This window comes from Streptomyces sp. NPDC052773, from assembly GCF_044547145.1.
Lineage (GTDB): Bacteria > Actinomycetota > Actinomycetes > Streptomycetales > Streptomycetaceae > Streptomyces.
In genome coordinates this window covers 477311-489054 of the sequence record NZ_JBITZX010000002.1, presented here as the reverse complement: position 1 = coordinate 489054, position 11744 = coordinate 477311, and the positions used below count along the sequence as shown (strand labels likewise).

Genomic DNA, 11744 nt, shown 5'->3' with positions numbered 1-11744 from the left:
GTTCGGCACCCCGCCACCCCGTGAGGCAGAATCGGCGACGATGAGCACCTACGGCACCTTCAGCGCCCCCATCGGCTCCCGGCGTGCCCCCGCCCTCAGAACGATCGGCACCCGGGAACGCCGCTCCCACCTGACCGCACCCCGCGTGCCCACGGTCGGCATCGACATCGGCGGCACCAAGGTGATGGCGGGCGTCGTCGACGCCGACGGCAACATCCTGGAGAAGCTGCGCACGGAGACCCCGGACAAGTCCAAGAGCCCCAAGGTCGTCGAGGACACCATCGTCGAGCTGGTGCTGGACCTGTCCGACCGGCACGACGTGCACGCCGTCGGCATCGGCGCGGCCGGCTGGGTCGACGCCGACCGCAACCGGGTGCTGTTCGCGCCCCACCTGTCCTGGCGCAACGAACCCCTGCGCGACCGCATCGCCGACCGGCTCGCCGTCCCCGTGCTCGTCGACAACGACGCCAACACCGCCGCCTGGGCGGAGTGGCGGTTCGGGGCCGGCCGGGGCGAGGACCACCTCGTCATGATCACCCTCGGTACCGGCATCGGCGGCGCCATCCTGGAAGACGGCCAGGTCAAGCGGGGCAAGTTCGGGGTGGCCGGCGAGTTCGGCCATATGCAGGTGGTGCCCGGCGGCCACCGCTGCCCGTGCGGCAACCGCGGCTGCTGGGAGCAGTACAGCTCCGGCAACGCGCTGGTCCGCGAGGCCCGGGAGCTGGCCGCCGCCGACTCCCCGGTGGCGTACGGGATCATCGAGCACGTCAAGGGACAGATCGCCGACATCACCGGCCCGATGATCACCGAGCTGGCCCGCGAGGGCGACGCGATGTGCGTGGAGCTGCTCCAGGACATCGGCCAGTGGCTCGGCGTCGGCATCGCCAACCTGGCCGCCGCCCTCGACCCCTCCTGCTTCGTCATCGGCGGCGGCGTCTCGGCCGCCGACGACCTCCTGATCGGCCCCGCGCGGGACGCCTTCAGGCGGCATCTGACCGGCCGCGGCTACCGCCCCGAGGCCCGGATCGTCCGCGCCCAGCTCGGCCCCGAGGCCGGCATGGTCGGCGCCGCCGACCTCGCCCGGCTCGTCGCCCGCCGCTTCCGCCGCGCCAAGCGCCGCCGCGTGGAGCGCTACGAACGCTACGAGCGGTACGCGCAGACCCGCCGCGCCCAGGGGGCACCGTGACCTCGGGTTCCCTGCCGCACCAGGCCGGTCCGCCGGACGAGCCGGAGCGCCCCGCCGAGCACCGCAGCCACATGATCCGCCGCCGCGCGCTGACCCTGCTCATCATCGTGCTGCTCATCGGCGTCCCGGCCGGCTATCTCGTCATCTCCGCCAACCAGAGCCGCGACAGCGGCAAGGACAAGGAGAAGAAGTACTCCGCGACCGGCCTCACCGAGGGCTGGCCGTCGAAGGTGCAGCGCCGCCTCTACCAGGTGCCGATACCGCATCCGTCGAACAAGGTCGCCTGGTACGAGACGAACAACTGGAAGACCAGCCGCCTCTACGTCCAGTTCCAGACCACGCACGACGGCCTGGACGCCTTCCTCAACGAGCTGGGCGCCGACCGCGGCGACCTGGTCAAGGACGACATCGTCATCGGCGCCCGCGACCGTGACGTCACCGGCTGGAAGTTCACGGGGGCCGGCGGCCGGACCGGCCCGAACTACGGCCTGGTGCGCGAGCAGAAGAACCCGAAGCCGACGCAGCACGTCGTCGTGAACTTCGGCAACCCGACGTACCCGATGGTCTACGTCGTCTCCCGCACCACTCCCTGACGCACCGGCCCCGGCCCGGCCTCGGCCCGGCCCCGGACGGCCGCCGGGGCCGATTGTCAGACCCGGCCCGTAGAGTCGAAGACGACTGATCGACGCGCACGGGCGGGAGGTGACCAGACGTATGCGCGACACGGCGACGACGGCCGAGCGGAAGGCCGGATGGACGGCGGAGCGGACGACCGAGTGGAAGGCCCAACGGTCGGCCGAGCACACGGACGCACGGGTGCCCGCCGGACTCGCGGCCGTCTTCCTCCCCGCCCCCTTGCCGCGCGACGGCAGGATCGCCTTCTGGCACCCCGAGGGCGACGCCCCGGCCGGCCTGCGCGCCGCCGAACCCACCGAGGTGACGGTCGTACGCCGCCACGGCTCCTCCGTACGCCGCCGGCAGACACCCGCGCTGACCGTGCCGCTCGGCGAGGCCCTGCCCCTGCTGGTCCACGCCCGGCACGACCCCGCAGCCCACCCCGCCACCGCCTGCTGGGGAGCGGCCGCCCTGCACGCCCTGCGGCTCACCGCCCGCGGGCGCCTCCTGCCCGGACTGACCCCCACCGGCCACGACGCCTGGCGGGCCGGCCCACTCGACCCCGACGACCTGGCCCACCTGCGCGCCATCGCCGCCGCCCTGCCCCCCGAGGGCCACGCCGTACCCCTGCCCGGCACGGGCCCGCTCCGGCTGCCCGAGCCGGAGGCCCTGATGCGCTCCTTCCTGGACGCCGTCGCGGACACCCTGCCCCGCACCCCCGCCGCACCGCACGCCTGCGGTCGCCCCTTCGCCGACCGCCGCCCGCAGCACCTGCCCGGCGCCCACGACTGGGCGGCCGAGGTCGCCGCGGGCATGGACGCGGGCGTGCGGATCTCGCTCCGCCTCGACCTGTCGGCGTACGACCTGTTCGACACCGGGCAGGAGACCCCGGGGCAGGACGGCGCGGACGGGCAGCGGCTGCGCCGCGCGGGCGCCGCGGTCGTCCAGGTGCACAGCCTCGCCGACCCCACCCTCGTCACCGACGCCGCGGCCCTGTGGGCGGGCGAGGCGGACACCGCGTTCGGGCCCCGCGCACGGGTGGACGCCGCCCTCGCCGTGCGCCGCGCGGCTCGCGTCTGGCCCCCGCTGGACCGGCTCGCCGACCAGGACGTGCCCGACGTCCTCGCCCTCTCCGAGGAGGAGCTGGGCGATCTCCTCGGCGTCGCCGCCGCCCGCCTGGCCGCCGCCGGAGTCGCCGTGCACTGGCCGCGCGACCTCGCCCGCGACCTCACCGCCGCCGCCGTGGTGCGCCCCGCGCCGGGCTCCGCGACCGACGGCACCGGCTTCTTCGAGAGCGAGGAACTGCTCCAGTTCCGCTGGCAGCTCGCGCTCGGCGGGGAACCGCTCAGCGAGGCCGAGATGGACGCCCTCGCCGAGGCCCACCGCCCCGTCGTCCGGCTGCGCGACCAGTGGGTGCTCGTCGACCCGGCCCTCGTCCGCAAGGCCCGCAAACGCGAACTCGGCCTGCTCGACCCGGTCGACGCGCTGTCCGTCGCCCTCACCGGCAGCGCCGAGGTCGACGGCGAGACCGTCGAGGCGGTCCCGGTCGGCGCCCTCGCCGCCCTGCGCGACCGCCTGACCGCCGGAATCCGCCCGGCCGAACCCCCCGCCGGCCTCCGCGCCACCCTGCGCGACTACCAGCTGCGCGGCCTGGCCTGGCTGGACCTCATGACCTCCCTTGGCCTCGGCGGCTGCCTCGCCGACGACATGGGCCTCGGCAAGACCATCACCGTCATCGCCCTGCACCTGAAGCGCGCCCGGCCCGAACCGACCCTCGTGGTCTGCCCCGCCTCCCTGCTCGGCAACTGGCAGCGGGAGATCGAACGGTTCGCCCCCGGCGTCCCGGTCCGCCGCTACCACGGCACCGGCCGCACCCTCGACGATCTCGACGGCGGCTTCGTCCTCACCACCTACGGCACCATGCGCTCCGCCGCCCCGGTCCTCGCCGGACAGCGGTGGGGCATGGTCGTCGCCGACGAGGCGCAGCACGTGAAGAACCCGTACTCGGCCACCGCCAAGGCCCTGCGCACCATCCCCACCCCCGCGCGCGTCGCCCTCACCGGCACACCCGTCGAGAACAACCTCTCCGAACTGTGGGCCCTGCTCGACTGGACGACCCCCGGCCTCCTCGGCCCCCTGAAGTCCTTCCGCGCCCGCCATGCCCGCGCGGTGGAGAACGGCGAGGACGAGGAGGCGGTGACCCGGCTCGCCCGCCTCGTCCGCCCCTTCCTGCTGCGCCGCAAGAAGTCCGACCCGGGCATCGTCCCCGAGCTGCCGCCCAAGACGGAGACCGACCACCCCGTCCCCCTCACCCGCGAGCAGGCCGCACTGTACGAGGCGGTGGTGCGCGAGTCGCTGCTCGCCATCGAGACGGCCGAGGGCATGGCCCGCCGGGGCCTGGTCCTGAAACTGCTGACCTCCCTCAAGCAGATCTGCGACCACCCCGCGCTCTACCTCAAGGAGGAGCCCGCACAGCGCGGCGGCACCGACCGTCTCGCGGCCCGCTCCGGCAAACTCGCCCTGCTGGACGAGCTGCTGGACACCCTCCTCGCCGAGGACGGCTCGGCGCTGGTCTTCACCCAGTACGTGGGCATGGCCCGCCTCATCACCGCCCACCTCGAAGGCCGCGCGGTCCCCGTCGACCTGCTGCACGGCGGCACCCCGGTGCCCGAGCGCGAGCGGATGGTCGACCGCTTCCAGAGCGGGGCCACCCCCGTCCTCGTCCTCTCCCTCAAGGCCGCCGGCACGGGCCTCAACCTCACCCGCGCGGGCCACGTCGTCCACTTCGACCGCTGGTGGAACCCTGCCGTCGAGGAACAGGCCACCGACCGCGCCTACCGCATCGGCCAGACCCAGCCCGTCCAGGTCCACCGCCTCGTCACCGAGGGCACCGTCGAGGACCGCATCGCCGAGATGCTGGCCTCCAAGCGCGCCCTCGCCGACGCCATCCTCGGCTCCGGCGAGTCCGCCCTCACCGAACTGACCGACCGCGAGCTGTCCGACCTCGTCTCCCTGCGGAGGACGTCATGAGCGGCGCACCACAGGACCGGGGCGCCGACCCGACGGGCGGCGAGCAGGGGCAGCACCTCGAAGAGACCGCCGCCGAAGAGACCATCGCCGAAGAGACCGCCGCCGAAGAGGAGCCCTCCGCCCGCCCCGGAGACGCGGCACGCCGGGCCCTGCGGGCCGCCCGGGCGACGTACGAGACCGAAGAGACCCGCCGCACCTCCAACACCCCGGACACCCGAGACCCGCGCCCGGGGGACGCCGCGCGCGCGGCACTGCGCCGTGCGGTGGGGACTCGGCGGGGCGCGGGGGAGCCGCTGGACAGGGAAGCGGCGGAGACGAACGAGCCGACGGGCGCCGAGGACTTGGAGCACGCCGCAGACACCACTGACACAACTGACACCATTGACACCGCGGACTCCCCGTTCTCGCCGAGCCAGGGACCGGCACCGGACGCCGCTTCCCCCGACGCGAGCGGTGCGGAGACGCCCCCCCGCCCCGCCGACGTCGCCCGTGACGCCCTGCGCGCCGCGCGCCGGGAGCGGGAGAGGGAACGCGAGCGCGCGGCGGCCGCACGTGACGCCTCCCGGGCGTCGCGCTCAGGCGCGGGCAGCAGCCGCCCGAGCCGTACCGCGCCCTCCCAGGGGCCTGCGGCGAAGAGGGAGATGGCGGCGTTCCTGGCGAATGCCTTCCGGATGCCGGCCGGCACGGACGACGGCCCGGCGGAATCGGCCGACGCCGTCCCGGCCCCCGGCGCGTCCCCAAGCCCGCCCCGGGCGACAAGGGACCCGGGCACCAGAACATCCCAGTCGAACGCGGACACCCGGACCGGCACCCGCCCCACGACCCCACCCACCCCGCCCTCCTCCCTTTCCATGGCCTCCCCTTCCATGGCCTCCCCGCACCGCGACAGCGACCTGCGCCGCACCTTCCCCGCCTTCGCGCCACGCCCCTCCACCCACGACACCCGGTTCGCGGAGACCTGGTGGGGCAACGCCTGGATCACCGCGCTGGAGGAGGGCGCGCTGGACGCCAAGCGGCTGGCGCGGGGCCGGGGTTACGCCGAGCAGGGCCACGTGGACGCCATCACGGTGACGCCCGGACTGGTCCTCGCGTACGTGCACGGCAGCCGCCCCCGGCCGTACCGCGTGCAGATCCGGCTGCGCACCCTGGACGACGCCGACTGGGAACGCTTCCTGGACGCCGCCGCGGACCGGCCCGGGCACATCGCCGCGCTGCTGGACAAGGAGATGCCGCACGCCCTCGCGGAGGGCGACGTCCCGCTGCTGCCGGGCCCGGGGGACCTGGAACCCCGGTGCAGCTGCCCCGACCGCGGCCACCCCTGCAAGCACGCCGCCGCCCTCTGCTATCAGAGCGCCCGGCTTCTCGACGCCGACCCCTTCGTGCTGCTCCTGCTGCGCGGCCGGGGCGAGCGCGAACTCCTCGACGCGCTCTCCCGGTTGAACGCCACGCGGGCGGCCCGCGCCGCCCAGGAACGCGACCCGGCCCCGCTGCCCGGCGTCCGCGCGACCGACGCCCTGGCCGCACGCCAACTCCCCCCGCTCCCGCCACCGTTGCCGGCCCCCTCGCACCCTGAGCAACCCCCGGCCTACCCGGCGGCGCCCGGCGGCCCCGACCCGCTCGCACTGGACCAGCTCGCCACCGACGCCGCCACCCGCGCCCACACCCTGCTCACCACGGGCCACGACCCGGTCGCGGAGCTGACCCTGTGGCAGGACGCGGTACGGCTCGCCGCGGCACGGCCCGGCGCCGGTCTCACCGCCGCCACCCGCGGGCTGTACGCGTCCCTCGCCTCCGCCGCCGGCCGCACCCCCGCCGAGCTGGCGCGCGCGGTCGCCGCCTGGCGGCAGGGCGGCCCGGACGGACTCGCCGCGCTCGAGGAGCCCTGGGACCCGCCGGCCGGCCGTTTCGACCGCGCCCGCCCGCTGCTCCTCGCCGCCGACCTCCCCGCCTTCCGCCCCTGGCGCAACCGCCTCACCCACCCGCGCGGCCACATCCAGCTCCGCCTCGGCCGCGACGGCCTGTGGTACGCCTACGAGTCGGAGCCGGGCGCGGACGACTGGTGGCCCCGAGGCACCCCGGACCAGGACCCGGTGGGCGCCCTCACCGGCCTGGGCGGCCCCACCGACCCCTGACCGGACCGCCGGTTCGCCGGGCCCGGCGGCTAGGGTCGAAAGCGTCACACCGCCTGACCACAAGAGGGACCCGATGCCGTCCGAGACCACCCCTCCTCCGGACCCGTCCGCGCAGCACTTCGGCCCGGAGGGCATGCGCCGCTTCACCGTCCCGGACACGTACGCCTCCGGCATCCCGGCGCCGGCGCGGGATCTCCTGGCCCGGACTGGGGTGCCGCTGCACGTCGGCCCGTACTTCACCGCCGCCCGCGAGGATGACGCCCTGACCCTCGGCGTATTCGCGGGCCATCACGGGGTGACGGTCCCCGACGACATCGCCGGCCTGGTACGGCTGGGCACCGACCGCCTCGGCCAGATCTGCCTCGGCCCCGAAGGGGCGGTGCGGGCGCTGTTCCTCGGCCAGTTCGGCATGGACGACCTGTACGTCAGCTCCAGCGTGGACGCCTTCAACCGGTCGCTCGCCGCGCTGGACCGCCGTATGCCCGTCATCGCGGCGGCCGAGAGCCTGCCGGTCGCCGCCGCCGCGTTCCGGGAGCTGAACGCCGAGCTGCGGTCCGTGGACCCGGCCGCGTTCGAGGAGCGGGAGAGCTGGTGGCCGCGCGTCCTGGACGACGTCCGCCACACCCTCAACTTCCCGTTCTCCGCCGCCTTCGAATACGTCGACGCCGACGGCCAGAAGCAGATCGTCACCGACGCGACCGGCCCCGGCCGCCCCCACCCCGAGGAACTGATCTGGGACCGGCTCGCCGCCCAGGGCATCCGCCCCGAGCAGGTACGCCGCGTCTACTGCGAACTCCAGCCCTGCATGATGCCCGGCCACTACTGCGCCGTCTGGCTCCAGCGCTTCTTCCCCCACGCCGAGTTCACCCACAGCTTCGACTACGGCGACACCGCCGACTCCCGCGAGGAAGCCATGAAGGAGCTGATCACCCACGCCGCCCAGCAGGGACCGCGGTGACCGCACCTGTCCCCGGAAGTGAAGAGAACACACACCGGCTCCCGCGGAGCACGGCGGAGCGGTACGGCTTCGCCGGAGAGACGCTGACAACAAGGTCATCCCCATCGGGAACTTCCCGGTCAACGCCGTGGTGATCGCCCCGGAGACGGGAGTGGTGTACCAGTACACCGATGCGCTTCAGCAGACCATTCCGATTCACCGCGACCTGTCGTCCCTGGCCACAACCCTGACCGCATTCGTCGGCTACATCGAGTCCTACGAGCGGGCGCCCGGAGAAGACCCCGAGTCGGAGGACACGTGCCGCCGTCGGGAAGTCGAGACGCTGCTGGCCGACATCAGGCAGGCCGACCGATTGCCCTTCGCCCACGAGCTGAGCGAGTGGAACGAGCTTTTCGAGAACCTCGCGACGGGTGTCTACACCTGACGAGGCGTGTTGAGCGTCAGGCTCCCTGATCACCACCGCCCCGGTGCAGCAGGCCGCACACCGTCACGCTCGTGCCCAGGACGGCGCCCATCCCCGCCAGTAGCGCGACCACCACGTCCACGAGGATCCGCACGCCCGTCACGTGTGCAGATACACCTTGCACTGCGTGCCCGACGGGTGGACGACGAGACCGGTGACGCGACCGGACCCCTTCCGCACGTACCGGGCGTCCGTGTCGTTCTCCGACCAGCCGCGCCCCTCGGCGAAGACCTCGGCCGGGACCGCGTACTGGTCCACGGACGTGGTTTTCCGGAAGCCGTTGCCCGCCACGAACCCCGGCAGAGCCGAGCACGGCATGCGCAGCACGGCCGCCATCGGGTACGTCTCGTCCTCGGACCACGCGTAGTAGCCCACGACATGCGCCGACGCCGGCGGGTCGATCCCGTGGTCGCGGAACGCCTGGGCAGCGCTCACATCGGTGTGCGTGTCCGGGAAGGCACCGGGGAAGTGCTTCCCCGGCTCCTCACCGCACGAGGCGACCACCAGCAGCGGCAGCAGGCCCAGGATCAGCCCCGCTGCCCGGTGCCGGAGCGCACGGATGGGCATCTCACCCCCGGCTCCTTTCCACTTGCCGACGTTGCCCCGCGGGGCGGCGCCGGCCCGCCGGGTTGCCGTAGTTATAGCGCTTGAAGACCTCGACGGTGATCGTCTTGTTGACGTTGGTGGTCTTCACGCGGTACGGGAACCCGTTGACGGCGCACCACCAGCCCTGGACCGCGGGACCCACGAGGTCGTCGTCATCCCCGCCGCCCACGACGCCGACGCCATCGCCGAGGCCGTCGGCGACCGCCGGCTCACCGCCATCGTGTGCACCCACGCCCACAACGACCACATCGGCGCCGCGCCCGCCCACAACGACCACATCGGCGCCGCGCCCGCCCTCGCCGACCGCACCGGCGCCGTCATCTGGCTGCACCGCGACGACCCGCCGCTGTGGCAGCAAACCCACCCCGCCCGAGACCCCGACGGCTACCCCCTGTTCACGGGCGGCCCCGGAGCGACGGGACGGTAGTACTCGCATTTCCCCACCATCATCCGTTCGATCCGCGACCAGCTCCTCACTGTGCCCACCACCGCGGTCCGCACCGGTCACGGCGCGGACACCATCATCGGCCAAGAGGCCCTCACCTCGCGACATGGATCGCACGAGGTCACTGAGCCGGTCGACGCACAGGCCCGCGCCGGAGACGGGTGCCGGTACCGCTCCCCGCCGGTACGCGCACGACCGAGGTCGCCCAGCCCTGCCCCCCGTCACCAGGACACCCCTGAGACGTGAGAGGGTCTGACGCGTGAGTGAGACACCGTCGAACACCCTGCAATACCGCTTTGACGGGCCGGAAGAGGCTCCCGTCCTGATCCTCGGTCCCTCACTGGGCACCACCTGGCACATGTGGGACCGCCAGGTCCCGGAGCTGGCCAAGCAGTGGCGGGTCTTCCGGTTCGATCTGCCGGGGCACGGCGGCGCCCCCGCCTACCCCGCCGGCTCCGTCGCCGAGCTGACCGCCCGGCTGCTCGCCACCCTCGACGGGCTCGGGGTGCAGCGCTTCGGCTACGCGGGCTGCGCGCTCGGCGGTGCCGTCGGCGTGGAGCTGGCTCTGCGCCACCCCGAGCGGCTGGCCTCCCTCGTGCTGATCGCCGCCTCCCCGCGGTTCGGCACGGCGGACGAGTTCCGCCAGCGCGGTGTGATCGTGCGGACCAACGGTCTCGACCCGATCGCCCGTACCGCGCCCGACCGCTGGTTCACCTCCGGCTTCGCCGCCGCCCAGCCCGCGATCACCGACTGGGCGGTGCAGATGGTGCGCACCACCGACCCCGGCTGCTACATCGCCGCCTGCGAGGCGCTGGCCACCTTCGACGTCCGGCCGGAGCTGGGCCGGGTGGGCGTGCCCACCCTGGTGCTGGTCGGCTCCGAGGACCAGGTCACCGGTCCCGCCGAGGCACGCACGCTGGTCGCCGGTATCCCGGACGCCCGGCTCGCGGTCGTCCCCGGCGCCTCCCACCTGGTGCCCGTCGAGCAGCCGGCCGCCGTCACGGACCTGCTGGTCACCCACTTCTCCACCGCCTGGCAGCCGATCGTCGACCCCGGCACCGGCCAGATCGCCATTCCGGCCGCCCCGGTCAAGCCGGTGCTCGCCGCGGCGCCCCCGCAGGCCACGCCGACGGCGCCCATCGCCGAGATCGCCCCGGCCGCCGAGCAGCCGCACGCCGTGGGCCGGCCCGACCCGTACGACGCCGGGATCAAGGTCCGCCGGGAAGTGCTCGGGGACGCGCACGTGGACCGGGCGCTGGCCCAGGCCGACGAGTTCTCCGGGGACTTCCAGGAGTTCATCACCCGCTACGCCTGGGGCGAGATCTGGAACCGGCCCGGCCTGGACCGCCGCACCCGCAGCTGCATCACCCTCACCGCCCTGGTCGCGGGCGGCCACCTCGACGAGCTGGCCTTCCATACCCGCGCCGCGCTGCGCAACGGCCTGACCCCGGCCGAGATCAAGGAGGTGCTGCTGCACGCCGCCGTCTACTGCGGCGTACCGGCGGCGAACAGCGCGTTCAAGGTGGCCCAGGAGGTCATCCGGGAGGAGACCACGCCCCAGGAGTGACCACGCCCCGGGAGTGAGCACGCGTTCCGGGCGGGCGGGCAGGATGATCCCATGAAGCTGAAGCTCACGAAGAAGTCGCACGCCTGTGTCCGCCTGGAGAAGGACGGCCGCACCCTCGTCCTCGACCCCGGCGGATTCAGCGAGCCGGACGCCGCCGTCGGCGCGGACGCGATCCTCGTCACGCACGAGCACCCCGACCACTTCGACGAGGGACGGCTGCGCGCCGCGATGGAGGCGAATCCGGCCGCCGGGATCTGGACCCTGAAGTCGGTTGCGGAGCGGATCTCGGCGGCGTTCCCCGGACGCGTGCACACCGTCGGCCACGGCGACACCTTCACGGCCGCGGGCTTCGACGTGCAGGTCCACGGCGAGCTGCACGCGGTGATCCACCCCGACATCCCGCGCATCACCAACGTCGGGTACCTCATCGACGGCGGCCGGGTCTTCCACCCCGGCGACGCCCTCACCGTCCCGGACCAGCCGGTGGAGACGCTGATGCTCCCGGTGATGGCTCCCTGGAACAAGATCTCCGAGGTCATCGACTACGTCCGTGAGGTGCGCCCCCAGCGCGCCTACGACATCCACGACGCCCTCCTCACCGACCTCGCCCGCCCGATCTACGACCGGCAGATCGGCGGGCTCGGCGGCACGGAGCACCTGCGGCTGACGCCGGGCGGCTCCGCCGAGGTGTGAGCACCCCGACGCCCGGGCGGCACCGCGTTGTCAGTGCCGCCGGGTAGGT

11 protein-coding genes and 1 pseudogene are annotated in these 11744 nt (G+C 74.0%); 9 read left to right on the top strand and 3 right to left on the bottom strand.

Features of this window, described 5'->3' with window-relative positions:
• The first annotated feature begins 40 nt into the window (after positions 1–40).
• The 6 genes from ACIG0D_RS07285 to ACIG0D_RS07260 all read left to right on the top strand — a co-directional run bounded on the left by ACIG0D_RS07285 (position 41) and on the right by ACIG0D_RS07260 (position 8345).
• Positions 41–1186: an ROK family glucokinase gene (locus tag ACIG0D_RS07285; RefSeq protein WP_365761609.1), complete on the top strand. Its 1146-nt coding sequence runs from the start codon at positions 41–43 to the stop codon at positions 1184–1186.
• Positions 1183–1779: a sugar kinase gene (locus ACIG0D_RS07280; protein ID WP_399796868.1), complete on the top strand. Its 597-nt coding sequence runs from the start codon at positions 1183–1185 to the stop codon at positions 1777–1779. The genes ACIG0D_RS07285 and ACIG0D_RS07280 overlap by 4 nt, the downstream gene beginning before the upstream one ends.
• A gap of 121 nt (positions 1780–1900) precedes the next feature.
• Positions 1901–4831 (top strand): DEAD/DEAH box helicase, encoded by a 2931-nt coding sequence (locus tag ACIG0D_RS07275; RefSeq protein WP_399796866.1) that lies wholly within the window; start codon positions 1901–1903, stop codon positions 4829–4831.
• On the top strand, positions 4828–6963 hold the full coding sequence (locus tag ACIG0D_RS07270) for an SWIM zinc finger family protein (RefSeq protein WP_399796864.1): 2136 nt from the start codon (positions 4828–4830) through the stop codon (positions 6961–6963). The genes ACIG0D_RS07275 and ACIG0D_RS07270 overlap by 4 nt, the downstream gene beginning before the upstream one ends.
• A 73-nt stretch (positions 6964–7036) precedes the next feature.
• Positions 7037–7921 carry a nucleic acid/nucleotide deaminase domain-containing protein gene (locus tag ACIG0D_RS07265; RefSeq protein WP_399796862.1) on the top strand — a complete coding sequence of 295 codons (885 nt, stop codon included), beginning with the start codon at positions 7037–7039 and terminating at the stop codon, positions 7919–7921.
• Between the two features lie 127 nt (positions 7922–8048).
• A complete protein-coding gene (locus tag ACIG0D_RS07260; RefSeq protein ID WP_399796860.1) occupies positions 8049–8345 on the top strand; it encodes an SUKH-4 family immunity protein in 297 nt (98 codons plus the stop codon).
• 16 nt (positions 8346–8361) lie between these two features.
• Here ACIG0D_RS07260 and ACIG0D_RS07255 read toward each other — a convergent pair whose 3' ends face one another.
• From ACIG0D_RS07255 to ACIG0D_RS07245, 3 genes are read right to left on the bottom strand one after another with little or no spacing between them, the layout of a single operon-like run.
• Positions 8362–8487 (bottom strand): hypothetical protein, encoded by a 126-nt coding sequence (locus tag ACIG0D_RS07255; RefSeq protein WP_399796858.1) that lies wholly within the window; start codon positions 8485–8487, stop codon positions 8362–8364.
• Entirely contained in the window at positions 8484–8951 is a 468-nt protein-coding gene (locus ACIG0D_RS07250; protein WP_399796857.1) for a hypothetical protein, read from the bottom strand. Before ACIG0D_RS07250 ends, ACIG0D_RS07255 begins: the two co-directional genes overlap by 4 nt.
• Before the next feature lies 1 nt (position 8952).
• Complete coding sequence (locus tag ACIG0D_RS07245) at positions 8953–9222, bottom strand: hypothetical protein (protein WP_399797113.1); 270 nt, start codon at positions 9220–9222, stop codon at positions 8953–8955.
• Here ACIG0D_RS07245 and ACIG0D_RS07240 point away from each other — a divergent pair.
• The 3 genes and pseudogenes from ACIG0D_RS07240 to ACIG0D_RS07230 form a co-directional block, all read left to right on the top strand.
• A pseudogene (locus ACIG0D_RS07240) lies at positions 9130–9563 on the top strand (MBL fold metallo-hydrolase); the annotation flags it as partial. The gene ACIG0D_RS07245 and the pseudogene ACIG0D_RS07240 sit on opposite strands and share 93 nt — an antisense overlap.
• Before the next feature lie 131 nt (positions 9564–9694).
• Complete coding sequence (gene pcaC / locus ACIG0D_RS07235) at positions 9695–11002, top strand: 4-carboxymuconolactone decarboxylase (RefSeq protein WP_399796855.1); 1308 nt, start codon at positions 9695–9697, stop codon at positions 11000–11002.
• 57 nt (positions 11003–11059) lie between these two features.
• Entirely contained in the window at positions 11060–11695 is a 636-nt protein-coding gene (locus ACIG0D_RS07230; RefSeq protein WP_399797093.1) for an MBL fold metallo-hydrolase, read from the top strand.
• Positions 11696–11744 lie beyond the last annotated feature (49 nt).